Annotated in this window: 28 protein-coding genes; 13 read left to right on the top strand and 15 right to left on the bottom strand. The window is 61.2% G+C overall.

Going from position 1 to position 23,908, the window contains the following annotated elements; genetic code table 11:
- Positions 1 to 38 precede the first annotated feature (38 nt).
- From IE083_RS02085 to IE083_RS02110, 6 genes are all read left to right on the top strand, one after another.
- The gene (locus tag IE083_RS02085) at positions 39 to 488 is read left to right on the top strand and encodes a rhodanese-like domain-containing protein (RefSeq protein WP_189351989.1); all 450 of its coding nucleotides are present in this window, start codon (positions 39 to 41) and stop codon (positions 486 to 488) included.
- 99 nt (positions 489 to 587) lie between these two features.
- Positions 588 to 1,409, top strand: coding sequence for a shikimate dehydrogenase (gene aroE, locus IE083_RS02090; RefSeq protein ID WP_189351990.1), 822 nt, complete (start codon positions 588 to 590; stop codon positions 1,407 to 1,409).
- Between the two features lie 3 nt (positions 1,410 to 1,412).
- Positions 1,413 to 2,096 (top strand): monofunctional biosynthetic peptidoglycan transglycosylase, encoded by a 684-nt coding sequence (gene mtgA / locus IE083_RS02095; protein ID WP_189351991.1) that lies wholly within the window; start codon positions 1,413 to 1,415, stop codon positions 2,094 to 2,096.
- A 205-nt stretch (positions 2,097 to 2,301) separates the two neighbouring features.
- Complete coding sequence (gene mgtE, locus IE083_RS02100; protein WP_189351992.1) at positions 2,302 to 3,744, top strand: magnesium transporter; 1,443 nt, start codon at positions 2,302 to 2,304, stop codon at positions 3,742 to 3,744.
- A gap of 3 nt (positions 3,745 to 3,747) precedes the next feature.
- Complete coding sequence (gene prmC, locus IE083_RS02105) at positions 3,748 to 4,563, top strand: peptide chain release factor N(5)-glutamine methyltransferase (RefSeq protein WP_189351993.1); 816 nt, start codon at positions 3,748 to 3,750, stop codon at positions 4,561 to 4,563.
- Positions 4,560 to 5,285, top strand: coding sequence for a phosphatase PAP2 family protein (locus tag IE083_RS02110; RefSeq protein ID WP_189351994.1), 726 nt, complete (start codon positions 4,560 to 4,562; stop codon positions 5,283 to 5,285). Before prmC ends, IE083_RS02110 begins: the two co-directional genes overlap by 4 nt.
- 31 nt (positions 5,286 to 5,316) lie before the next feature.
- On the opposite strand, the gene IE083_RS02115 is transcribed toward IE083_RS02110, so the two are convergent.
- The gene (locus IE083_RS02115) at positions 5,317 to 5,796 is read right to left on the bottom strand and encodes an FKBP-type peptidyl-prolyl cis-trans isomerase (protein ID WP_189351995.1); all 480 of its coding nucleotides are present in this window, start codon (positions 5,794 to 5,796) and stop codon (positions 5,317 to 5,319) included.
- Between the two features lie 736 nt (positions 5,797 to 6,532).
- On the opposite strand from IE083_RS02115, the gene IE083_RS02120 reads away from it, so the two are divergent.
- Positions 6,533 to 6,727: a hypothetical protein gene (locus IE083_RS02120; RefSeq protein WP_082133648.1), complete on the top strand. Its 195-nt coding sequence runs from the start codon at positions 6,533 to 6,535 to the stop codon at positions 6,725 to 6,727.
- 122 nt (positions 6,728 to 6,849) lie between these two features.
- On the opposite strand, the gene bamC is transcribed toward IE083_RS02120, so the two are convergent.
- A complete protein-coding gene (bamC, locus tag IE083_RS02125) occupies positions 6,850 to 7,989 on the bottom strand; it encodes an NlpB/DapX family lipoprotein (protein WP_229799555.1) in 1,140 nt (379 codons plus the stop codon).
- 12 nt (positions 7,990 to 8,001) lie between these two features.
- Positions 8,002 to 8,877, bottom strand: a complete 876-nt coding sequence (gene dapA, locus IE083_RS02130; protein ID WP_189351996.1) for a 4-hydroxy-tetrahydrodipicolinate synthase — start codon at positions 8,875 to 8,877, stop codon at positions 8,002 to 8,004.
- Positions 8,878 to 9,047: 170 nt separating this feature from the next.
- On the opposite strand from dapA, the gene IE083_RS02135 reads away from it, so the two are divergent.
- Positions 9,048 to 10,679, top strand: a complete 1,632-nt coding sequence (locus IE083_RS02135) for an ABC-F family ATPase (RefSeq protein ID WP_189351997.1) — start codon at positions 9,048 to 9,050, stop codon at positions 10,677 to 10,679.
- A gap of 300 nt (positions 10,680 to 10,979) precedes the next feature.
- On the top strand, positions 10,980 to 11,720 hold the full coding sequence (gene fabG, locus IE083_RS02140) for a 3-oxoacyl-ACP reductase FabG (protein WP_189351998.1): 741 nt from the start codon (positions 10,980 to 10,982) through the stop codon (positions 11,718 to 11,720).
- 96 nt (positions 11,721 to 11,816) lie between these two features.
- On the opposite strand, the gene IE083_RS02145 is transcribed toward fabG, so the two are convergent.
- From IE083_RS02145 to IE083_RS02165, 5 genes are all read right to left on the bottom strand, one after another.
- Entirely contained in the window at positions 11,817 to 12,746 is a 930-nt protein-coding gene (locus tag IE083_RS02145; protein WP_189351999.1) for a LysR substrate-binding domain-containing protein, read from the bottom strand.
- A 4-nt stretch (positions 12,747 to 12,750) separates the two neighbouring features.
- Positions 12,751 to 13,011: a cell division topological specificity factor MinE gene (gene minE, locus IE083_RS02150; RefSeq protein ID WP_189352000.1), complete on the bottom strand. Its 261-nt coding sequence runs from the start codon at positions 13,009 to 13,011 to the stop codon at positions 12,751 to 12,753.
- Positions 13,012 to 13,013: 2 nt separating this feature from the next.
- Complete coding sequence (minD, locus tag IE083_RS02155) at positions 13,014 to 13,826, bottom strand: septum site-determining protein MinD (protein ID WP_189352001.1); 813 nt, start codon at positions 13,824 to 13,826, stop codon at positions 13,014 to 13,016.
- Between the two features lie 29 nt (positions 13,827 to 13,855).
- Complete coding sequence (gene minC / locus IE083_RS02160; protein ID WP_189352002.1) at positions 13,856 to 14,560, bottom strand: septum site-determining protein MinC; 705 nt, start codon at positions 14,558 to 14,560, stop codon at positions 13,856 to 13,858.
- 197 nt (positions 14,561 to 14,757) lie between these two features.
- The gene (locus IE083_RS02165) at positions 14,758 to 14,934 is read right to left on the bottom strand and encodes a hypothetical protein (protein WP_189352003.1); all 177 of its coding nucleotides are present in this window, start codon (positions 14,932 to 14,934) and stop codon (positions 14,758 to 14,760) included.
- Between IE083_RS02165 and IE083_RS02170 the strand changes: the two genes are divergently transcribed.
- The 4 genes from IE083_RS02170 to IE083_RS02185 all read left to right on the top strand — a co-directional run bounded on the left by IE083_RS02170 (position 14,933) and on the right by IE083_RS02185 (position 17,760).
- The gene (locus IE083_RS02170) at positions 14,933 to 15,505 is read left to right on the top strand and encodes a phasin family protein (protein ID WP_189352004.1); all 573 of its coding nucleotides are present in this window, start codon (positions 14,933 to 14,935) and stop codon (positions 15,503 to 15,505) included. The genes IE083_RS02165 and IE083_RS02170 overlap by 2 nt on opposite strands.
- Before the next feature lie 18 nt (positions 15,506 to 15,523).
- Complete coding sequence (locus tag IE083_RS02175) at positions 15,524 to 15,733, top strand: hypothetical protein (protein WP_189352005.1); 210 nt, start codon at positions 15,524 to 15,526, stop codon at positions 15,731 to 15,733.
- Between the two features lie 421 nt (positions 15,734 to 16,154).
- Entirely contained in the window at positions 16,155 to 16,481 is a 327-nt protein-coding gene (locus IE083_RS02180; RefSeq protein ID WP_189352006.1) for a hypothetical protein, read from the top strand.
- A 175-nt stretch (positions 16,482 to 16,656) separates the two neighbouring features.
- A complete protein-coding gene (locus IE083_RS02185) occupies positions 16,657 to 17,760 on the top strand; it encodes an alpha-hydroxy acid oxidase (protein ID WP_189352007.1) in 1,104 nt (367 codons plus the stop codon).
- Between the two features lie 133 nt (positions 17,761 to 17,893).
- Here IE083_RS02185 and IE083_RS02190 read toward each other — a convergent pair whose 3' ends face one another.
- The 7 genes from IE083_RS02190 to ccoN all read right to left on the bottom strand — a co-directional run bounded on the left by IE083_RS02190 (position 17,894) and on the right by ccoN (position 23,562).
- On the bottom strand, positions 17,894 to 18,310 hold the full coding sequence (locus IE083_RS02190; protein ID WP_189352008.1) for a YbaY family lipoprotein: 417 nt from the start codon (positions 18,308 to 18,310) through the stop codon (positions 17,894 to 17,896).
- Positions 18,307 to 18,828, bottom strand: a complete 522-nt coding sequence (locus IE083_RS02195; protein ID WP_189352009.1) for a FixH family protein — start codon at positions 18,826 to 18,828, stop codon at positions 18,307 to 18,309. The genes IE083_RS02190 and IE083_RS02195 overlap by 4 nt, the downstream gene beginning before the upstream one ends.
- A 2-nt stretch (positions 18,829 to 18,830) precedes the next feature.
- On the bottom strand, positions 18,831 to 20,255 hold the full coding sequence (ccoG, locus tag IE083_RS02200; RefSeq protein ID WP_189352010.1) for a cytochrome c oxidase accessory protein CcoG: 1,425 nt from the start codon (positions 20,253 to 20,255) through the stop codon (positions 18,831 to 18,833).
- Positions 20,256 to 20,404: 149 nt separating this feature from the next.
- Positions 20,405 to 21,319, bottom strand: a complete 915-nt coding sequence (gene ccoP, locus IE083_RS02205; RefSeq protein ID WP_189352011.1) for a cytochrome-c oxidase, cbb3-type subunit III — start codon at positions 21,317 to 21,319, stop codon at positions 20,405 to 20,407.
- On the bottom strand, positions 21,316 to 21,501 hold the full coding sequence (locus IE083_RS02210) for a cbb3-type cytochrome oxidase subunit 3 (protein WP_189352012.1): 186 nt from the start codon (positions 21,499 to 21,501) through the stop codon (positions 21,316 to 21,318). The genes ccoP and IE083_RS02210 overlap by 4 nt, the downstream gene beginning before the upstream one ends.
- A 3-nt stretch (positions 21,502 to 21,504) precedes the next feature.
- Complete coding sequence (gene ccoO, locus IE083_RS02215) at positions 21,505 to 22,119, bottom strand: cytochrome-c oxidase, cbb3-type subunit II (RefSeq protein ID WP_189352013.1); 615 nt, start codon at positions 22,117 to 22,119, stop codon at positions 21,505 to 21,507.
- An 18-nt stretch (positions 22,120 to 22,137) separates the two neighbouring features.
- Positions 22,138 to 23,562, bottom strand: coding sequence for a cytochrome-c oxidase, cbb3-type subunit I (gene ccoN / locus IE083_RS02220; RefSeq protein WP_189352014.1), 1,425 nt, complete (start codon positions 23,560 to 23,562; stop codon positions 22,138 to 22,140).
- Positions 23,563 to 23,908 lie beyond the last annotated feature (346 nt).

The raw sequence follows: 23,908 nt of genomic DNA on the forward strand, positions 1-23,908 counted from the left end.
GTCTGATCATTATTGGCGCATGACGCAGGAGCCTCCTCATGACCGTAGAAACCATTTTGGCAACAGCGCAGGCGCGCGGCAGTGAACTGGGGCTGACCTATAGCGGCGCGCTGACACCGCCGGAGGCATGGGCGGTGCGCCAGTCGCTGCCGCAGGCGGTGATCGTTGATGTGCGCAGCGCGGCGGAGTGGCAGTTTGTCGGCGTGGTGCCGGAGGCGGTGCGCGTCGAGCTGCGTACCTACCCCGGCATGGTGCCGAATGCCGTCTTTGTCGAGCAACTGCAGCAGCAGGTCGGCAAGGACAAGGCGGTGCTGTTCATCTGCCGCTCCGGCGTGCGCTCGGACGAGGCGGCAAGGTTGGCCGCAGAGGCAGGTTATGCCGAGGTTTACAATATCCTGGAAGGTTTCGAGGGCGATCGCGACGCCGAGCAGCATCGCGGCCGCGTCAATGGCTGGAAGGCGCACGGCCTGCCGTGGATTCAGGGCTGAGCCACGGCTTGCAGTTTCCGGCCTGACAAGGCAAAGTGTGTTTCTGGCCGAGCGGCTGCCACCGGCTTTGCCTTATTCCTATCCTGAAAGATGTAAATCATGACTGATCGTTACGCCGTGATCGGCAACCCCATATCGCACAGCCAGTCGCCGTTCATCCATGCCGAGTTCGCCCAGGCCACCGGGCAGGACATGAACTACGAAAAGCTGTTTGCCGAGCTTGACCGGTTCGAGCCGGTGGTGCAGGCCTTCTTCGCCAATGGCGGCAAGGGGCTTAACGTGACGCTGCCGTTCAAGGGCGACGCCTTCCGCTTTGCCGACGAGGTGACCGAGGCGGCGCGTCTGGCCGAGGCGGTCAATACCCTGACGCTGCGCGACGGCAAGATCTACGGTGACAATACCGACGGTACCGGCCTGGTGCGCGACATCGCCGACAACCTCGACGTGCCGATTGCCGGCCAGCGCGTGCTGCTGCTGGGCGCCGGCGGTGCGGTGCGCGGCGTGCTGCAGCCACTGCTGGCACAGCAGCCGCAGGCGCTGACCATTGCCAACCGCACCGTGATCAAGGCGGAATCGCTGGCCTACCAGTTCCGCGCGCTGGGCGACATCGAGGCGGTCGGCTATGACGCGCTGCAGGGCCGCCAGTTCGACATCGTCATCAACGGCACCTCGACCAGCCTGTCCAACGAGCTGCCACCGATCCCGGCCGGCATCTTCAGCGGCCGTTCGCTGGCCTACGACATGGTGTACAGCCGCGGCCTGACCCCGTTCCTGCGCCGCGCACAGTCCGAGAATAGCGGCATGCTGGCCGACGGCCTCGGCATGCTGGTGGAACAGGCGGCGGAGTCGTTCCGCATCTGGCGCGGCATCCAGCCGGCCACGCGCAAGGTCACCAATATGCTGCGCGAGGTACTGGCCTGAGTCATGCGCTGGTTCCTTAAGATCGGAGCGGTCGTGCTGACCGCTCTTTTTTTGTACTACCTGTGGATCTTCGGTCATATCGTCTACTGGCGGCATGCCAATCCGTCGAGCAGTTCGTTCATGGACGCGCAGCTGTCGCGGCTGCAGGAAGACGATCCCGATGCCGAACTGCGCCATCGCTGGGTGGCGTATGACCGCATCTCCGGCAACCTGAAGCGGGCGGTGATCGCGGCCGAGGACGCCAGGTTTGTCGACCATGAGGGTTTTGACTGGGAAGGCATCGAGGTCGCCTTCGAGAAGAACCTGAAGCAGGGGCGCATCGTCGCCGGCGGCTCCACCATCAGCCAGCAGCTGGCGAAGAACCTGTTCCTGTCCAGCAAGAAGACGCCGTGGCGCAAGATAGACGAGGCGTTCATCACCGTGATGCTGGAGGCGGTGCTCGACAAGCGCCGCATCCTGGAGATCTACCTCAACGTGATCGAGTGGGGCGACGGCGTGTTCGGCGCCGAGGCTGCCGCGCGTCACTACTACCGCACCTCTGCCGCCCGGCTGTCGAGCGGCCAGGCGGCCAGGCTGGCGGCGATGGTACCCAACCCGCGCTACTACGACACCCACCGCAATGCCCAGGGTCTGGCCCGCAAGACCCGCATCATCCAGCGCCGCATGTCGCAGGCGCTTGCTCCCTGAGCCGGTGACGGCCGGCCGTCGCGGTGGCTGGCTGTCACATTCGCATGCTACAATTTCGGCTTCTTTCGTGATCGCTGCGAGACGCGCAGCTGAAACGCATGGACTTACCCAGTTATCTCATAACCACCACTACCTTTTTGGCTAGTCAATAACCCCGCCTGTTACCGGATTGCACTCACTCCGCCACGGGCGGCAGGAGACGTGCATGACGGTTATCGACAAAAAACAACCAACCGATCGTCTGCAGGATAACCTCAGCCAGGTGCAGCGCCTCATCGAGCGCCAGCGACTGGTCGAGGACCTCGTACATCGCCAGGACATGCCCAAGCATGACCTGGTGGAATCGCTCGTCCACAAGCAGAACCTGGTCGAGCTGGAACACAAGCTCGAATCGTTGCACCCGGCGGATATCGCCTACATCCTTGAAGCCCTGCCGCTGGACGACCGCCTGCTGGTGTGGGATCTGGTCGACAGCGAGGATGAAGGCGAAATCCTGCTGGAAGTGTCGGACGCGGTGCGCGAATCGCTGATCGAGTCGATGGAGCAGCACGAGCTGGTGGCCGCCGCCGAACAGCTCGACGCCGACGATCTTGCCGACCTCGCCCCGGACCTGCCGCGGCAGGTGGTGTACGAGGTGATGGGCGGCCTCGACGAAGAAGAGCGCCAGCAGCTGCAATCGGCACTATCCTATGAAGAGGGACAGGTCGGCGCGCTGATGGACTACGAGCTGGTCAAGATCCGCCCGGATGTCAGCTGCGAAGTGGTACTGCGCTACCTGCGCCGTTTCGACGAATTGCCGAGCCAGACCGACAAGATTTTCGTGGTCGACGAAGACGGCGTGCTCAAGGGTGTGCTGCCGGTGCGCCGCCTGCTGGTGTGCGATCCGGAGCGGCTGGTGGAGGAGGTGATGGCGACCGAGGTGGTCAGCTTCCATCCCGACGAGGACGCGGCCGATGCTGCGCTGGCGTTCGAGCGCTACGACCTGGTCACCGCGCCGGTGGTCGACGAGCACGGCATGCTGGTCGGCCGCCTCACCGTCGACGAGATGGTGGACGTGATTCGCGAGGAGTCGGAAACCGAGGCGCTGAACCTCGCCGGCCTGAAGGAAGAGGAAGACCTGTTCGCGCCGGTGATCGACTCGGTGAAAAACCGCTGGGCGTGGCTGGCGATCAACCTGTGCACCGCCTTCGTGGCCAGCCGCGTGATCGGCGCCTTCGAAGGCTCGATCGAGAAGCTGGTGGCACTGGCGGCGCTGATGCCCATTGTGGCCGGCATCGGCGGCAATTCCGGCAACCAGACCATCACCATGATCGTGCGGGCGCTGGCGATGGGGCAGTTGCAGCCGGGGCAGGCACAGCGCCTGTGGCGCAAGGAGCTGGGCGTCAGCGTCATCAACGGCCTGGTGTGGGGCTCGGCGCTGGGCGTGCTGGCGTGGCTGCTGTACGGCAATTTCTCGCTGGGGCTGGTGATGCTGGCGGCGACCACCCTCAACCTGATGCTGGCGGCGTCGATGGGGGTGCTGATCCCGACCATGATGGAGCGTTTCGGCAAGGATCCGGCAGTCGGCTCCAGCGTGCTGATTACCGCCTGTACCGATTCCGGCGGCTTTTTCATTTTTCTCGGCCTCGCCAGCCTGTTCCTGCTCTAGACGATGAAGACGATCAACGAGGCCTTGCGCCATTTCGAACTGCCCCGCCTGGAGGCGCGGCTGCTGCTGTCGGCGGTGACCGGCTTCAGTCACGCCGAGCTGGTGTCGTTCGCCACCGACGAGCTGACCTTGCAGCAGTGGCAGGCGTTTACCGCGCTGGCGCAACGGCGGCTGGCCGGCGAGCCGGTGGCCTATCTGCTCGGCGAGCGCGAGTTCTACGGCCGTGCGTTTCGCGTCAGCCCTGCGGTGCTGATCCCGCGCCCGGAAACCGAACACCTGGTCGAGGCGGCGCTGGACAAGGTTGGCCGCAACCGTCGTGCGCGGGTGGTCGATCTTGGCACCGGTAGTGGTGCCATCGCGGTGACGCTGGCGCTGGAGGCGCCGCAGTGGCAAGTCAGTGCCGTGGATCTGTCGCCGGCGGCGCTGGCGGTGGCGCAGCACAATGCGGCCAACCTTGGTGCCAGCGTCAGCTTCCATCTGGGCAGCTGGCTGGCGCCGCTGCCTGATGGGGCGATGTTCGATGCCATCGTCAGCAATCCGCCGTATATCGACGCGCAGGATCACCATCTGGACGAGGGCGACGTCCGCTTCGAGCCGCGCATGGCGCTGACCGACGGCAACGACGGCCTGGATTGCCTGCGCGAGATCGCGGCGCAGGCGCCGGCGCGGCTGGTCGCCAGCGGCTGGCTGCTGGTGGAGCATGGCTACGACCAGGGCGCGGCCTGCCGTGCGCTGTTTACCGCGGCCGGGCTGCAGCAGGTGGCGACGCTGCCGGATCTGGCCGGCAATGACCGTGTGACGCTGGGCTGCCGCGCGTGAGTCGCGGCTTTGTCGCCGTGTGCGCACTGCTGGCGCTGTTGCTATTGCTGAGCGGCGGCAACCAGGTGCTGTTTTTGCAGTTGCACCACGCCGGTGCGGTATTGCCGCCGGTCATGTGGCGCCTGCTCAGCATGTTCGGCGAGTGGTCGCTGGTGATCGCCGCCTTGCTGCTGCTGGCGCAGCGGCGTCCCTCGCGATTCCCATCGCTGGTGGTGGCGGTGCTGCTGGGCATCGCCAGTGCCATCCTGCTCAAGGCGGCGTTCGCCGTGCCGCGTCCGTTTCTGGTGTTGCCGGCGGGTAGCGTGCAGTTGCTGGATGTGCTGCCGGGCAACGGTGCCTTTCCCTCCGGCCATGCCATCGCCAGCGCGTTGCTGGCCGGCGTGCTGGCACAGGGGCGGCGCTGGTGGTGGCAGGCGGGGCTGATGGGCCTGGTGTTGCTGGTGTGCTGGTCGCGTATCGCCATCGGCGTGCACTGGCCGCTGGATGTGCTGGTCGGTGCCGCATTGGGCTGGGCCATCGCGCTGTTTTGCGTACGACGGCAGTGGCCGGCCTGGCCGGCTGCATGGACGCCGTCGCTGTTGCGCGGCCTGGGGTTGGTGCTGCTGCTGTATAGTGGCTGGAAACTGTGGAGCCAGTCCCCGAACGAGGCCTATGTGCTGTTCAATTTGCTGACATCGCTGACCGCGCTGCAATTGCTGCGGCCAAAGAAAAACGGGGCCTGAGCCCCGTTTTGTCGTGCACGTCAGGCGCGGCTTAGTGGTGGTGACCGTGCTCGCCGTGGGCGTGGCCGTGAGTCACTTCTTCTTCCGATGCCGGGCGTACTTCGGCCACGGTGGCAACGAAGCGGATGGTCAGACCGGCCAGTGGGTGGTTGCCGTCCAGGACTGCCTTGCCGTCGGCCACGTCGGTCACGCGGAACAGGATCACGTCACCGGTTTCCGGGTCGTCAGCTTCGAACATCATGCCGATTTCGACTTCTTCCGGCAGTACGTCCAGTGGCTCGATGCGAACCAGCTCTTCTTCCGGCTCGCCAAAAGCGTCGTCAGGAGTCATGGTGACGGTGATGGACTCGCCCACGTTCTTGCCGTGCAGCGCTTCTTCCACCAGCGGGAAAATGCCATCGTAGCCGCCATGCAGGTAGGCGATCGGCTCTTCCGTCTTGTCGAGCAGGTTGTTGTCAGCGTCGTACATTTCGTAGTGGATGGTGACAACGGAGTTTTTGACGATTTGCATGTGGCGGTACCGTAAAGATAAAAAATGATAGCGATGCCGAACCCGGCGCCGGACGCTGCCGGCATCAAGGGCCGTAATCGGCACTATTGTAAACCATTGCCAGAAGGCACAACGAGATTCTGACATGAGTACGCGGGTTGGCCGCATCCTGTTGTCGTCCGGCCCGGGTATTGTATGTCGCTGCCGTTTTTCGGGGTATTGACAGGCGGCACCGATGCCGTATCCGTTGTGTGAGGTTGTGGACAGATGACTCACGGCGGAGGCCGCTGCTGCGAAGGCCGGGGGCTGACAGTGTTGATTCTTTACGTTCATGACATGTTGTAGTGCAGCAATGGATTGCTGCCTGTACCGATAAACAATGTTGCCGGGTGGCAACAGCCAGCCTGCCGGCCCTGCCCATGGTCATGGCAGTGATGTCTTTATTATTAGAAGGTTATTCTGTGGGTGAGTGGCAGGTGGTCAGTGTGGGCGGGAAAAGGATATTGTCCGCAATGTTGCAGATGGTGGACAGGTTGTGTATATTGTTTTGTCTCTAAATTGTTCTGTTGTTGCATTGCCGCAGAACCATGTCCGATATCCGCAATAAATTATTGTTTACCCCCTTTTCAGCAAATTTTTTCGTGCTACAATTCGCGCACTGATTAAATCTGCACTACTTCCTCATCACACTTTTCTTGCTTGAGAAAGTAGTAGTTTAAACGTCTTGTTCAACACTCGCTTTCAAAGGTATTTACAAATGAAACAGTCGCTCCTCGTTGCTGCCCTGCTGGCCGTTGCTCTGTCCGCTTGCGGCAAAAAAGAAGAGGCTCCGGTTGAAGCTTCCGCTCCAGCTGTTGAAGCTTCCGCTCCTGAAGTTGTTGAAGCTTCCGCTCCGGCAGTTGACGCTTCCGCTGCTGACGCTTCGGCTCCAGCTGCTTCCGCTGCTCAGTAATTCTGAGTTGGCAAGAAAAACCGGCGCTAGCGCCGGTTTTTTTACGTCTGTCGCCGCTGCCATGTAGCGGACTGGCAAGCAAAAAGCCCGCAATTGCGGGCTTTTTGCTTGCCTGATGGTGCTTACTGCAGTTCGCTGAGCAGTTTCTGCTGTAGCGTCTGCAGCTGCTTGGCCGACAGCGGTGTGCCCTGGCTGTTGCGGATGCTGATCCGGGTGCCAGCATCGCTCGGCTTCAGTTCGATGCGCAACTGCTCGCGCATCGGCTCGGCCGCTTTTTCCTTATCCTGCCAGAAGGCCAGTGAGGACCAGATGCCGCCGCTGCTGTTCTCGGTCGCCTTCAGTGCTTCGTCCTGTACCGGGCTGACGAAGTAGATGCCCATCGAACGGTCGCGATCGACGATGGCCAGACCCTGGCGTTCCAGTGCTAGACCGACGCGGCGCCAGCTGCGCTCGAAGCTGTCGGCAAGAATGATGTCGCCGCCTTCGCTGCGAACCTTGCTGCTGGCGACCGGATTGGCGGTAGCCTCCAGCTTGCGGGCATTCTGCGCGACGGTGGCTTCATCCACGCCAAGGCGGACCAGGAAGCGCGACAGGAACACCGCTTCCAGCTCCGGATCGGCCGGGCGTGGCTGCCAGCGGGTGGCATCCTTCGCTTCGTTGATGTAGATCTCGTACATGCCGCGATGGGTGAAGAACACGTCGGTGCCGGTGGCGGACTGCTCGACGCGGATGCGGAAGCGGTCACGCTCCGGGGTGGACAGCACCGAACCCAGGCCGATGTTTTCCAGCAGGTTGCGCACCGGGTCGCGGCCCAGCTTGGCGCGGTTTTCCGCCCAGTCGGTTTCCATCAGGCCGATATCCGGCTCCTCGGTCTGGATCACGAAGCCGTTATCCTGCCAGAAGGCCTTCAGCAGCGGCCAGACTTGTGCCGGGCTTTTGCCTTCCACACTGATCCAGCGCTGGCTGCCGGCGCGTTCGATCTGCGCCTTGGCTTTCTGGTCGGCGCTGAGTACCACGTTGGCCGCAACCTTGTTGTTGAGGGCGACCTCGGCGGGGGCGGTGCTGCTGCCGTTGCTGTTGACTACCGGCAGCGGGTAACGGTCTTGCTGTTGCGGTGCGCTCAGGTCCGGCGGGACTTCCAGCGAGCGTTTGGCCGCCGGAGCATCGGACTTGTAGGCGATGGCACTGTCCGGACCGCTGCTGGCGCAGCCGGAGATCAGTGCCGAGGAGACGATTCCGGTGAGCAGGGCTTTCTTCATCATGGCATTCACGGCTTACAGCACCTCTGCTTGTTGCATCGCTTGTTCGACGAGTGGCGCGCTGGCGGCGGTGAGCGGCGTCAGCGGCAGGCGCAGGCCGGCCGGCATCAGGCCGAGGCGGTGCAGTGCCCATTTTGCCGGGATCGGGTTCGGTTCGACGAACAGGAACTTGTGCAGGCCCTGCAGCTTGTCATTGATGCGGCGTGCTCCGGCGGCATCGCCGGCAAGGGCGGCCTGGCACATGGCGCTCATCAGCTTGGGGGCCACGTTGGAGGTGACCGAGATCACGCCGTTGCCGCCGCACAGCATGAAGGCCATGCCGGTTGGATCGTCGCCGGAATAGAGGCCGAAGCCTTGCGGTACGCGCTTGATCAGGTCGCAGGCGCGGCCGATGTCGCCGGTGGCGTCCTTCAGGCCGACGATGTTGTCGATTTCGCTCAGGCGCAGCACGGTGCCGTTGCTCATGTCGGCCACGGTGCGGCCCGGTACGTTGTACAGGATGACCGGCAGTTCCACCGCTTCGGCGATCTTGCGGAAGTGCTGGTAGATGCCTTCCTGGGTCGGCTTGTTGTAGTAGGGGACGACTGACAGCGAATGGCTGGCGCCGGCCTGTTTGGCGAGGGCAGCCAGTTCGATGGCCTCACTGGTGGAGTTGCCACCCGTGCCGGCGATGACGGTGATGCGGCCGGCGGCGTGCCGGGCCACGGCCGCCACGACCTTGATGTGTTCTTCCACGCCCAGGGTGGCGGATTCGCCGGTGGTGCCCACGGCCACGATGCCGTCGGTACCGTTATCGATGTGGAAATCTACGAGACGTTTCAGCGATTCAAAATCGACCTGGCCGTCCTCGAACATCGGGGTGACCAGCGCAACGAGGCTACCGGTAAGCATAAGATCTGCCTATTCTGGTTAAGGGTTTAAATGGTGTCCGATTGTAGCGGAATTCCGTGGTAGCTGCGAAAGCAAAGATGTACCGGCCGCAAGGCCCTGATTGCAGAGGGTGTTTGTGGTAAAATGCCGGGTTTTCCGGTACATGCAGTGACTGGCTGAGGAATGATCGAGTGATTACGACAAGCAACATTACCATGCAGTTCGGCGCCAAGCCGCTTTTCGAGAAGGTTTCCGTCAAGTTCGGTGAAGGTAACCGTTATGGCCTGATCGGCGCCAACGGTTCCGGTAAATCGACTTTCATGAAAATTCTCGGGGGCGACCTCGAGCAAACCAGCGGCGAAGTGGCCATCGAGAACGGCCTGCGCCTGGGCAAGTTGCGCCAGGACCAGTTCGGCTATGAAGACCAGCGCGTGATCGATGTGGTGATGATGGGCCACACCGAGATGTGGGCGGCGATGAGTGAGCGCGACGCCATCTATGCCAACCTGGAGGCCACCGAAGACGATTACATGCACGCGGCCGAGCTGGAGGCCAAGTTTGCCGAGTACGACGGTTATACCGCCGAGGCACGCGCCGGCGAACTGCTGATGGGGGTGGGCATTCCGGTGGAGCAGCACTTCGGCCCGATGAGCGAAGTGGCCCCCGGCTGGAAACTGCGCGTGCTGCTGGCACAGGCGCTGTTCTCCAATCCGGACATCCTGTTGCTGGACGAGCCGACCAACAACCTGGACATCAACACCATCCGCTGGCTGGAGCACGTGCTGAACGAGCGCAACTCCACCATGATCATCATCTCGCACGACCGTCACTTCCTGAACTCGGTCTGCACCCACATGGCGGATCTGGACTACAACACCATCCGTATCTACCCGGGTAACTACGATGACTACATGCTGGCATCCACCCAGGCGCGTGAACGTCAGCTCAGCTCCAATGCCAAGGCCAAGGAGCGTATCCAGGAACTGCAGGAATTTGCCGCCCGCTTCTCCGCCAACAAGTCCAAGGCCCGCCAGGCCACCTCGCGCCTGAAGCAAGTCGACAAGCTGAAGTCGGAAATGGTGGAAGTGAAGCCTTCCAGCCGCCAGAGCCCGTTCATCCGCTTCGAGATGGACGAGCGCTTCAAGCTGCATCGTCAGGCAGTGGAAGTGCAGTCGCTGAGCAAGGCCTACGACAACAAGGTGCTGTTCAAGGACATGAGCTTCATCCTCGAGGCCGGCGCCCGCCTCGCCATCATCGGCCCCAACGGCGCCGGTAAGACCTCGCTGGTGAAAATGCTGGCCGGTGCCTTCGATCCGGCACTGGCGGAAGGCCTGACTGCGGATTACGGCACGGTGAAATGGGCGGAAAAGGCGCAGATCGGCTACTTTGCCCAAGATCACGAGGCCGAGTTCGACAGTGACCGCACGCTGACCGAGTGGATGCGCGAGTGGGGTCAGGACGGCGACGACGAGCAGGTGATCCGCGGTACCCTCGGCCGTCTGCTGTTCGGCGGTAACGATGTGGAAAAAGCGGTACGCGTGCTGTCCGGTGGTGAAAAGGGCCGCATGCTGTACGGCAAGCTGCTGCTGCAGAAGCCGAACGTGATGATCATGGACGAACCGACCAACCATATGGATATGGAGTCGATCGAAGCCCTGAACATGGCGCTGGAAAAGTACAAGGGTACACTGATTTTCGTGTCGCACGACCGCCAGTTCGTCAGCTCGCTGGCCACCCAGATCCTGGAACTGGACGGCAAGGGTGGTTACGACTACTACACCGGCGATTACGAGGAATACCTGTCCAGCAAGGGCCTGGAGTAATCTGTCGCAACTCCGTGCAAAACAGGTGGCTGATGCCGCCTGTTTTTTTTTATGTGCAGGTTGGCCGCAACAGCTGTTGCCGCCGGCGTCAGCTTCTTGGAGCGATTGCTTTACGTTGGCGGCAGCCTTGCGCTATATTGCAGCGCAAGATATTTTGCACTGCAAAACGGGATGCCGCAGTGCAACGTAATAACCATAACAAAAAGACAGAGAACGACAGGGACTTGAATCTCGAAGGTCGGTGGTGGAGGAATATCCGTTCGACAATCGGGTTGCCTGCAACCTAGCAAAGGAAAAATCATGCGCTTGAAAGGGAAAGTCTCCATCATCACCGGTGGTGCCAGTGGTATCGGTAAGGCCACTGCAGAGAAATTCATCAAGGAAGGCGCCATCGTAGCGGTTTGCGACATCAATATGGATGCCGTCAATGCCGTGGTGGCAGAGCTGAAAGCGCTGGGTGGCGAAGCCGTCGGCTATCAGGTGGACGTGACCAACAAGGCGCAGATCGCCGACATGGTTGGCGCACTGAAAGCGCAGTTCGGCCGTATCGATGTGCTGGTCAACAATGCCGGCATCGTGATGGATGCGCAGCTGATCAAGATGAGTGAAGACCAGTTTGACAAGGTAATTGATATCAACCTGAAGGGCGTTTACAACTGCACCAAGGCCGTGGTTGACACCATGATCGAGCAGGGTGCCGGTGTGATCCTCAACGCGTCCTCGGTCGTCGGCGTGTACGGCAACTTCGGCCAGACCAACTACGCCGCCTCCAAGTTCGGCGTCATCGGTTTCGTCAAGACCTGGGCCAAGGAGCTGGGCAAGAAGGGCATTCGCGCCAACGCGGTGTGCCCGGGTTTTGTCGCCACTCCGATCCTGAAGTCGATGCCGGAAAAGGTGATCCAGGCGATGGAAGACAAGGTGCCGATGAAGCGCATGGCGCAGCCGGAAGAAATCGCCAACGTCTACGCTTGGCTTGCTTCCGATGAGGCCAGCTACATCAACGGCGCCGCCATCGAAGTGACCGGTGGCCTGACACTGTAAGCCGCCTGCTGCGGCAGCCTGTCGCACGCAAAAAAGGTTGGCCGCAATTGCGGCCAACCTTTTTTCATGCCTCATGCCACATCAGGCAAGCTTAGGTCAGGCCTCGTGCTCCAGCATGGTGACGCCGCCCAGGCCAGAGCGGAACACCGCCTGCTGCAGCGTGTGGATTGCCTGCTTGCGGAAAAACTGCTTGCGGGTGACCAGTAGCACGCGACGCTGCGGCACCGGCGCGGCAAACGGGATGATGGATAGCAGACCTTCGTCTGCCGGCGACACCGAGGTCTGTGGCAGCACGGTAACGCCCATGCCGCTGGCCACCATGTGACGGACGGTGTTGAGCGAGCTGCCCTGCAGCGACGCGGCCAGACCATTGTTCTGGTGCTGGCGGCTGGCCACCTCGCTGCAGGCCTGCAGCACGTGATCGCGGAAACAGTTGCCCTGCGACAGCAGCAGCACGCTTTCGCTGGCCAGATCGGACGAGCGCACCGTGTCGCGCTTCTCCCACGGGTGGCCCTTGGGCGTGGCGACGACGAATTCTTCGTCGTACAGCGGCACCGCCACCGTGCCGGCTTCGTCGAACGGGTCGGCGACGATGATGGCGTCCACTTCGCCGCGCTTGAGCATTTCTGCCAGCCGCGCAGTGTAGTTTTCTTCCAGGATCAGCGGCATTTCCGGCGCCAGGATGCGCAGCGCCGGGATCAGCTTTGGCAGCAGATAGGGGCTGATGGTGAAGATCACGCCCAGCTTCAGCGGCCCGGCCAGTTCGTTCTGGTGTTCGCCAGCCAGGCGCTTCACCGTCTCCGCCTCTTCCAGCACCCGCTGCGACTGTTCGATGATGCGTTCGCCGATTTCGGTGACGCTCACCTCCTGGCCGCCGCGCTCGAACAGGGTGACGCCCAGCTCGTCTTCCAGTTTCTTGATCGCGATCGACAACGTCGGCTGGCTGACGAAGCAGCTCTGGGCCGCCCGCCCGAAGTGGCGCTCGCGCGCCACCGCGACGATATAACGCAGTTCGGTCAGGGTCATGGTGTCAGCGCTGGTGTTCCGGCAGGACGATGTTTACTTCCAGGACCTCGAAGTTATCTTGGCGTTCCAGGTGCACCTTGATGTCGTCCTTGTTGACGGCCACGTACTTGGAGATCACTTCCATCAGCTCGCGCTGCAGCGCTGGCAGGTAGTCCGGTGCGCCGGTCTTGCCGTCGCGTTCATGTGCCAGGATGATCTGCAGGCGTTCGCGGGCGATGGAGGCCGTTTTCTGGCGCTTGCCAAAAAGCATATCGATCAGGGACATGATTAGCCTCCAAACAGTCGTTTCAGGAAGCCGATTTTTTCTGCTTCCAGAAAGCGCATCGGACTGTCCTCGCCAAGGAAGCGGGCCACCACGTCACCGTAAGCCTCGGCGGCATCGGAACCCTTGATGTGGATCGCCGGGGTGCCGGAGTTGGATGCCTGCAGGATGGCCTGCGATTCCGGAATCACGCCGATCAGCGGGATGCGCAGGATTTCCTTCACGTCGTCTACCGACAGCATCTCGCCCTTGTCGACACGGGCTGGCGAATAGCGGGTAATCAGCAGGTGCTCCTTCACCGGCTCGCGGCCTTCTTCGGCGCGGCGCGATTTCGACGACAGGATGCCGAGAATGCGGTCGGAGTCGCGTACCGACGATACTTCCGGGTTGGTGACCACGATGGCTTCGTCGGCAAAGTACAGCGACATCAGCGCGCCTTTTTCGATGCCGGCCGGCGAGTCGCAAACGATGAACTCGAAGCCCATCTCGTCCAGGTTCTTCAGCACCGTTTCCACGCCTTCACGGCTGAGCGAATCCTTGTCGCGGGTCTGCGATGCCGGCATCACGTACAGGTTGTCGCAGTGCTTGTCCTTGATCAGTGCCTGGTTGAGGCTGGCTTCGCCATTGATCACGTTGATCAGGTCGTACACCACGCGACGTTCGCAGCCCATGATCAGGTCCAGGTTGCGCAGGCCGACGTCGAAGTCGATCACAGCGGTCTTGTGGCCGCGCAGGGCGAGGCCGGATGCAAAGCTGGCACTGGTGGTGGTTTTGCCGACACCACCCTTGCCGGAGGTTACAACGATGATTTTTGCCACAATATCGATCCTTGGAATAACAATGCCGGTTACTTGTCGAGCGGGATCATGACCACGCGCTCTTGTTCGAGATAAATCTGGGTCGGCTTGCCCTTGATGCTTTGCGGCAAGTCCTGTTCGATGGTGCGGTACACGCCGGCGATGGAAACCAGCTCGGCCTCCATGCTCTTGACGAAGATGCGTGCCGCGGTATTGCCGCGGGCGCCAGCCAGTGCCCGGCCACGCAGCGGCGCGTAGACATGGATGCTGCCGTCGGCGATCAGTTCCGCACCGGCGCTGACCATTTCCAGTACCACCAGATCGCCGCCTTTGGCGTAGATCTGCTGTCCGGCGCGCACCGGGCGGTCGATGATCATGGTCGGTGTTGGCAGGCTGCTGTCCACCACGGGTACCGCCGCTACCGGCGCGCTGACGCTGTCCGCGCTGCTCTTGCCGCTGCCACTGATGAACGGCAGGCCCAGGCGGTGGGCGAGGGCGGCGTACTGCGCGTCGCGGTGACGGACGGCGGCAAGGTGCAGGCCGTGCTGCTGCAGCATGGCGCAGACGGGGGCCAGCGTGTCGCTATCCGGCGCCGGCAGCTGCTCGATATCCAGCACGAACGGCTCGGGTTCGTGGCTGTTGAAGCGTTGCTGGATGGCGTCTTGCAGGGCGGGCAGCTCGGTGCTGCGCAGCACGATGGCCAGCAGGTCAAGACTGGCGGATTTGATGTCGAAAAGGTTGGCCGCAGGACTCATTGGTTTTATCGCCGGATGGATAGATTTATTTTATGGCTGGAGTGTATCGCTTTGTCCTGAGCCTTTCAATCAACAGCGAGGCCATCTGCTGTCGTACAAGGGGGAATCGTGAGTGGGATGGTGGGCGGTTACGGATGGTGACTGCGCTTTATCGGCCGGCGGTCGGGAAATTGACATGCGGATGTAATGCTTGGCTGTCATGATGAATGTGTTTGCTGTTGTAAAAATAGCGACTTAGAAATGTTGCGACGCAGCAAAATGATTGACATTGGTGCGGTGCAGCACAATAATGCGCCCTGTTGCAATGCGGCAACGACGAGTTTTCCAGACGATATTGCTGCTGAGTGTTTCATTTTTCGAAAAGGATTAATCATGTTTACTACTGCACAAGAGTTTTCCGCTTTCGGTCAGTCGCAGTTCGACAAAGCCGTTCGTTTTTCCGGCATCCTGCTGGCCAGCGCCGAGCGCCTGGCTACCCTGCAGCTGGAAATGTCGCGCAAGCTGCTGGCCGAGAACGCCCAGACGCTGAAACAGCTGTCGGCGATCAAGGACCCGAAAGCGCTGGCCGAATTCCAGACCAGCCTGACCCAGCCTAGCCTGGACAAGGCCTTCGCCGCGGCGCGTGAAGTCTACGATGTCACGCTGGCAACCCAGACCGAGCTGACTTCCTTCGTGGAAGAGCAGGTTGCCGAAACCAACAAGAATGTGCTGGATGTGATTGACCGTCTGGCGAAAAACGCCCCGACCGGTTCCGATGCTGCGGTGCAGGCACTGAAAAATATGGTGACCTCCAGTAATGCGGCCTTTGAGAGTGCGGCCAAGACTGCCAAGAAAGTCGGCTCCGAGTTTGCCGAGGCCAGCGTTGAAGCTGCGGAAACCTCGGCCAAGGCGGCCAGCGCTGCAGTCAGCCGCACCCGTAAGGCGACGCCGTCCGCTTCTGCCTGATTCCACACAGTCTCCTGCTTGACCGAAACCTCCCGTGCCGGCACGGGAGGTTTTCATTTCTGCTTTTCCCATGCGATTGACGGCATTGTTGTATCGCACTTGATGCTTATCAAAGCATTATTATCCCCAATGATTATGCTTACGGTATTGATTGCATTGGTGCAGCAATACCATTTGCTTGATTCGTCTTTGTTGACGGCGAGCAAGCCGGGTATCGGCCAGGGATGATCCGGGCTGTCTGGCAGGCAATGTTTCTCCTTTTGATGTGTGTGTTTGGGGTACGGTGGTGGGCCGTACCCCTTTTTTTTTTGCCTGCGGCAGATGCGGGTCGTGCATTGCGGCCAGCGTTGGGTGCAATGCCTGGGTGGCGAGCCTTTTTCCGGCCTGCACTGGTGGCATGGCAGATGCCGTCAGTGCTGTCAGTGGTATGCGGGCATCAGATTCATAAAATTTGAACGAAACGTTCAGTATCCTTCGCTATTAATTGAATTAGACCAGTCGTATAGTTACATCATTGCTCCTCTGGTCATTACCAACAAGGGTCCGGTTGAGTTCCTTGTCCATGAGCACCATAAGATAGCTATACAAATTATTCGAATTAAATGCTGGAACAATCAAAGCAACCAATTTAAGTAAAAGGATATTGATCATGAAAAAGCTGCTCATTACTGCCATCACTGTCGTACTGGCCAGTGCCGTTGCCCCGGTTTATGCCGCCCCCGCTGCCGTGCAACAGCAGGACGCCGAGATGATGGCTAAGCGTGAAGGCGGTGATGCGCCGTACATGGTCGCCCGCCGTGAAGGCGGTGATGCGCCGTACATGGTCGCCCGCCGTGAAGGTGGTGATGCGCCGTACATGGTTGCCCGCCGTGAAGGTGGTGATGCGCCGTACATGGTTGCCCGCCGTGAAGGTGGTGATGCGCCGTACATGGTCGCCCGCCGTGAGGGCGGTGACGCACCGTACATGGTTGTATAAGTTGTAGCGTGAGAAGCCCCGGTTGCCTGCTGTAACCGGGGCCGGGTTTCTGTTATCTGTGGCATTGTGTCTTTGCTCCGGGCAGGGTGGTTGGTGTGCCCACTGTTCCTGATGTTGTAGTTGCCCGCAATTCCCGAGTTGGCTATGGTGCGGTTTTCATTTTGCCGCGTCCGCCATGACCGCCCAGTTGCTTCCCCTTGATCACATCCCCGCCGATCTGGTTTCCACTGCCGATTACCAGCGTTACGCCGCGCACCACATGAGCGCCAATGCCCGCGCCTATGTCGACAGCGCTGCCGCGGATGAGCTGAGCCATGCGGCCAACCTTGCCGCCTTCGCGCGCCGGCAGCTGCAGACGCAGGTGCTGGCCGATGTCCGCGGCGGCCATTGTCGCAGCGAGCTGTTCGGGCTGTCGCTCAGCCATCCGCTGCTGCTGGCGCCGGTGGCGTACCAGAAACTGGTGCATGCCGACGGCGAGCGCGCCGCCGCCTATGCCGCCACTGCCATGGGCAGCAGCATGCTGGTCAGCACCCTGGCCAGCACGCCGCTGGAGGAGGTCGCCGCCGCGGCGCAGGGGCCGTTGTGGTTCCAGCTGTACTGGCAGCATGATCGCGCGGTGGTTGCCAGGCTGGTGCAGCGTGCCGAGGCCGCCGGTTATCGCGCAATCGTGCTGACGGTGGATGCACCGCTGGCCGGGGTGCGCAATGCCGAGGCCCGTGCCGGCTTCCAGCTGCCGCCGCAGGTGCAGGCTGTCAATCTGGCAGGCATGGCGCCGTACCAGCCCGCGTTGGCGGCGGGGCAGAGCATGGTGTTCGACGGGCTGATGGCGGTGGCGCCTGGCTGGGCGGATATCGACTGGCTGCGGCAGCAGACGCGCTTGCCGCTGCTGCTGAAAGGGGTGCTGGCGCCGCGCGATGCACGGCGTGCCGTGCAGCAGGGGGTGGATGGCCTGATCGTGTCCAACCATGGCGGGCGGGTGCTGGACTCGGTGCCGGCCAGTCTCGACGCGCTGCCGCGTATCGTGGCGGCGGTGGACGGTGCGCTGCCCTTGTTGCTGGACGGCGGCATCCGCCGCGGCAGCGACATCCTGAAGGCGCTGGCGCTGGGCGCCTCGGCGGTGCTGATCGGCCGGCCCTATCTCCATGCGCTGGCGACCGCCGGCGCGCTGGGGGTGGCGCACCTGCTGCGCACGCTGCAGGAGGAGCTGGAGGTGGCGATGGCGCTGACCGGCTGCCGCACGCTGGCCGATATCTCGCCGGAGGTGCTGTGGCCCGAGTGAGTGCTCGGTGCCGGCAGCGTTGCGGCCAACGTTGGCCGCAACCATGAATCACATCAAAACAAAGCGGCCCGCAATCGCGGGCCGTTTTGCCTGGCGCTTATTGACGATCGCGCGAGCTCACGCGAGACAGCGCTTAAGCGGAGATCATCTGCAGGGTGATGCCCGGTGCCGCCGTCGCACCATCCAGTACCGGGTAGGGGCGGGCGCTGTGCATGCGCAGCTCGCCGTCGATGAACAGGCGCACATCCACGGCGTAGCGCTGGCCGGCCTGGATGGCCTGCGGGTCGTAGCACAGCGAGAAGGTCGCCGGGAAGGCGATCTTCTCCAGTGATTGCTCGGCGATCACTGCCGCGGCATCCGTGCCGTCGCCCAGCGCCAGCAGGCGTACGCGCAGCAGGGTCTTGTCCTGCGGCCATAGCAGTTTCTCGCGGTATGACACCGTGCCGCTGAGATAGGCCAGGGTTGGCCGCAGCGGAGTGGCACAGGCAACCAGCAGGCCGGCCGACAGTGCCAGTAGCAGCTGGCGGCGGGGCAGGGGGGTGTGCATCATGGGTTTTGCTCCGTAGCAGTCTTGCCGAGGGTGATCATGGTGCCTTCTGCCGGTAGCCATTCGCTCTGTACCCGCCAGCGGCCCTGTGTATCTTGCAGCCGCACATACCAGTGATTGGTCTGGTCCGGTTTCATTACGCCCTGATACAGTTTGTCGCCGATGCGCTGCAGCACGATGCGCTGGTCGCCCTGCTGCCGGGTCGGGTGCAGCAGCAGCAGTTCCGGGGTGCCGGGCAGTGGCTTGCTGCTGGTGTCGACCACACGCACGCTGCGCATGTCGTCGCTGAACATCACCTGGGCACCGATGCCCAACGACCGCGCAGCCAGGTCGCGCTTCAGTTCCAGGTTGATGTCCTTGCCTTGCCTGTAGTAGTCGTCGTTGACCATGTCGTCGGCGCCGCGCACGATGATGCCGAAAGTGACAAAGCCGGCAATCACCACCAGCAGCGGCCCCGACATCAGGAGCCAGAACCAGCGCTCCTTGTACCAGGGGCGGCCGGTGTCCATCTGTTTCTGCATTGTCATTCCCCGATAAAACTCGATTTTTCTTCGATGGCAGAGCCGTCCGTCAGCGACTCGACCCGGAAGTAAATCTTGTGACTGCCCTTGGTCGCGTATTGCGGATCGGCCTGTACCCGCACGTCGATCTGTTCGTTCTCGGTGGCTTTGATCATGATCTCCTTGCGATCGACCACCAGTTTCAGGTCCGGCAGGCCTTCGACCGTAATGCGGAAGCGTTGTTCCTCTTCCGCGGTATTGATGATGCGTACGCTGTAGTTGTTCTCCAGCCAGCCGTCATCGGTCTCGCGTACCAACGAGGCGCGATCCTTCAGGATGTCGACCTTGAACGGCTTGCGCATGAGCAGTGATGTGACGGCGGCGCCAAAAATGATGGACAGCAGCAGCAGGTATAGCACCACGCGCGGCCGCTTCAGCCGTGACCAGAATTCACTTTCCGGGTACTTGCCTTCCAGTGCCGCCTCGGTGGTGTAGCGGATCAGGCCTTTCGGGCTGCCGACCTTGACCATCACCTCGTCACAGGCGTCGATACAGGCGGCACAGCCGATGCACTCGTACTGCAGGCCGTTGCGGATGTCGATGCCGACCGGGCACACCTGCACGCAGATGCCGCAGTTGATGCAGTCGCCGAGATTGGCATTGTCCTGGCCCTTCCTGCGCGCGCCGCGCGGTTCGCCGCGCTTTTCGTCGTAGGAGATGATCAGCGTGTCTTCGTCGAACATCGCGCTTTGGAAGCGGGCGTACGGACACATGTATTTGCACACCTGCTCGCGCAGGTGGCCGGCCAGCAGATAGGTGAAGCCGGCGTAGAAGAACATCCAGAAAAGTTCCCACGGGCCGTAGTCGAAGTCCGGCAGCGCGGCAAGCAGATCCGGCATCGGTGTGAAGTAGCCGACCAGGGTGAAACCGGTCAGCAACGAGAACACGATCATCAGCCCCTGGCTGGTGGCACGCAGGCGCAACTTGCGCAGGCCCCATGGTTCCTTGTCGAGCTTGAGGCGCTTGTTGCGGTCGCCTTCTACCAGTTGTTCGATCCAGATCATGATCTCGGTGTAGACGGTTTGCGGACAGGAGTAGCCGCACCATAGCCGGCCGGCGATCGCGGTCCAGGCGAACAGCGCAAAGGCGCTGCATATCAGCAGTGCGGCGAGGTAAACGAAGTCCTGTGGCCAGATGGTGAGGCCGAACAGGTAAAACTTGCGGCCAACCAGGTCGAACAGTACGGCCTGGCGCCCGTTCCACTGCAGCCAGGGCAGTCCGAAATAGACCAGTTGGGTCGCGACCACGAACAGGATGCGCCAGTTGTTGAACAGGCCGCTGACGCTACGCGGGTGGATTTTTTTCTGTGCCTCGTACAGCGACACGGTCTGCATTTCCGGCTTGGCGGGTTCGATCTTGACCGGGATGTCTTTCAGCTTTTGGTTCATGCTGCGGTTCCTGGCGGGACATTTCGCAAAATGCACAGGGCTGATGCACTGTGCGAACAGTCCTGAATGGCAATTTATTTTACCAACAAGTAGATTGTGTACCATAAAAGATACTGCCCGCTGATGCGGGCAGTATCGGGCAGCATCAATTACTCTGCACTGGCTTTATTGGAGAGGCTCCAGACATAGGACGTCAGCAGGTGAACCTTGCCGTCACCGAGAAAGTCTTTCCAGGCCGGCATCTGGTTGTTGCGGCCGTTGGTGATCGTTTCGATGATGGCCTTCTCGGTGCCGCCATACAGCCACACGTTGTCGGTCAGGTTCGGTGCGCCCAGCGCCTGGTTGCCCTTGCCGTCGGCACCGTGGCAGGCAGAACAAACCGCGGTAAAGGTTTCCTTGCCGCGTGCGGCACGGTCGGCATCGTGCTTCTTGCCGGACAGCGACATCGCGTAGTTGGCGGCATCCTTGACCTTTTCTTCACCGAAGGCCGCGCCGAAGGCCGGCATCTGGCCGTGGCGGCCATTATCCAGTGTGGTCTTGATGATTTCCGGCGTGCCGCCGTACAGCCAGTCGTTGTCGGTCAGGTTAGGGAAGCCCTTGGCGCCGCGTGCGTCGGAGCCGTGGCACTGTACACAGTAGGTCTGGAACAGGCGCTTGCCCATGGCCTGTGCCTCCGGGTTGGTCGCCACGGTTTTCACGTCCATTTTCATGAACTTGTCGTACAGCGGCTGATACTTGGCTTCCGCCTGGGCTTTTTCTTCCTTGTACTGGCCAACGGAGGTCCAGCCGCGGATACCTTGCCAGGAGCCCAGACCGGGATACAGCACCAGATAGACGGCGCCGAATACCAGGGTGATGTAAAACAGGAGCATCCACCAGCGCGGCAGCGGATTGTTGTACTCCTCGAGGTCGTCATCCCAGACGTGCCCCATGGTTTTTACTTCTTCCCCTTTTTGTACCGTGGTCTTCGACTGGCTAAGCAGCAGATACGTCAGACCGACGATACCTACGATCACGATCACCGTGATGTAGACACTCCAGAAATCACTCACGAAATCACTCATTTCTTCGCTCCGTTGACGGCGTCGATCCCTTGCTGCTCTTCCTCGTCGCCATTGAAGACAAGGTTGGCCGCATCGTCATAACGCCTCTGCGATTTTTTTTCGAAGGCACCGATCAGGATCACGATAAAGGCTACAAAGCAGAATACCGTGAACAGGATGCGGGCCAGATTGGTCAGGTCCATGACTTAGCGCGCGTTCTTCAGTGCAAGGCCCAGGCCTTGCATGTAGGCGATGAGTGCATCCATCTCGGACTTGCCTTCAACCATGGCCTGGGCTTCGACAATTTCCTTGTCGCTGTACGGCACACCCACCTTGCGCAGCGCGGTCATCTTGGCGGCGACACCCTCGGCATCGGCCAGGTTGCGCGCCAGCCACGGGAAGGCCGGCATGTTGGATTCCGGTACCACGTCGCGCGGGTTGATCAGGTGCACGCGGTGCCATTCGTCGGAGTAGCGGCCACCGACACGGGCCAGATCCGGGCCGGTGCGCTTGGAGCCCCACTGGAACGGATGGTCGTACACGGATTCACCGGCTACCGAGTAGTGGCCGTAGCGCTCGGTTTCGGCGCGGAATGGACGGATCATCTGCGAGTGACAGCCGTAGCAGCCTTCGCGGATATAGATATCGCGGCCGGTCAGCTGCAGCGCGTTGTACGGCTTGACGCCGGCGATCGGCTGGGTGGTTGATTTCTGGAACATCAGCGGCACGATCTCGACCAGTGCGGCGATGCTGATCACCAGCAGGGTCAGCACGATCAGGTAGGCGACGTTTTCTTCAATCAGTTTCTGGATTTTTTCCATGATGGTTCTTTCTGCCCCTTAGTGCGCGTGAGCGGCAACGGCCGGGATCCTGGCATCAACCGGACGACCGGCGGCAACGGTACGGAAGGTGTTGTACGCCATGATCAGCATGCCGGACAGGAACAGCAGGCCACCCAGCAGACGGACGAAGTGGTACGGATAGGTTGCTTTTACTGCTTCCACGAAGGCGTAGGTCAGGGTGCCGTCCGCGTTCAGCGCACGCCACATCAGGCCTTGCATCACACCGGAGATCCACAGTGCGGCGATGTACAGCACCACGCCGACGGTGGCCAGCCAGAAGTGGGCTTCGATCAGCTTGGTGCTGTGCATGCCGTCACGACCGAACAGGCGCGGGATCAGGTAGTACAGCGAGCCGATGGAGATGAAGGCAACCCAACCCAGGGCACCGGAGTGCACGTGGCCGACAGTCCAGTCGGTGTAGTGCGACAGCGCGTTGACGGTCTTGATCGACATCATCGGGCCTTCGAAGGTGGACATGCCGTAGAAGGACAGCGATACCACCAGGAACTTCAGTACCGGGTCGGTACGCAGTTTGTGCCACGCACCGGACAGGGTCATGATGCCGTTGATCATGCCGCCCCAGCTTGGCGCGAACAGGATCATCGAGAATGCCATACCCAGCGACTGGGTCCAGTCAGGCAGGGCGGTGTAGTGCAGGTGGTGCGGGCCGGCCCACATGTAGGTGAAGATCAGGGCCCAGAAGTGCACCACGGATAGACGATAGGAGTACACCGGGCGGCCGGCCTGTTTCGGTACGAAGTAGTACATCATGCCGAGGAAGGCGGCGGTCAGGAAGAAGCCCACCGCGTTGTGGCCGTACCACCATTGCACCATGGCATCGACGGCGCCGGCATAGATGGAGTAGGACTTCCACATCGATACCGGGATCGCCAGGCTGTTGACGATGTGCAGCAGGGCGACGGCCAGGATGAAGGCACCGTAGAACCAGTTGGCCACGTAGATGTGCTTGACCTTGCGCACGGCGATGGTGCCGAAGAACACGATGGCATAGGCGACCCATACCACGGTGATCAGCAGGTCGATCGGCCACTCCAGCTCGGCATATTCCTTGCCGGCGGTCAGGCCCAGCGGCAGGGTGATGGCGGCCAGTACGATGACGGTTTGCCAGCCCCAGAAAGTGAAGGCGGCCAGTTTGTCCGAGATCAGGCGGACGTTACAGGTGCGCTGCACCACGTAGTAGGACGTGGCGAACAGGGCGCAGCCGCCGAAGGCAAAGATCACGGCGTTGGTGTGCAGCGGACGCAGGCGGCCGTAGTGGAACCACGGCCCGAAATTGAGCTCGGGCCACACCAGCTGTGCCGCAATGATCACGCCTACCAGCATGCCGACAATGCCCCACACGACGGTCATGATGGCAAACTGCCGCACCACCTTATAGTTATAAGTGGATTGCGTTTCCATTTAAGGTTTTCTCCAAGGTTGCAAACTAGAACGTAAAACCGTAGCGACTTGAAGGCCGGATATGTAACTCCATGTGAAAATGGAGCCCGGCAAGTCGCAAGGATGATGGCGGGGCGGGGCAAGACCGGGTGGACCATTGTTCTGGAGTGTGGTGCCGGCATTGTCCGGTCCCGGTAAAGCATCCCGAATTCCCGTATTCGTATATTCAATTAGTTATTCTAAATCAAGGCGAGTATTGGTGGCCAGATCGGGACTCCATTGTCCCCGGTTTTTTGCATGGTTTGCCGTGTGTTGCAACCTGGAAAATCCCTTTTCGGGCATTGTTGATTATATTGTCATTGCCTCT

The organism is Vogesella fluminis, assembly GCF_014652335.1.
Classification (GTDB): Bacteria; Pseudomonadota; Gammaproteobacteria; order Burkholderiales; family Chromobacteriaceae; genus Vogesella; species Vogesella fluminis.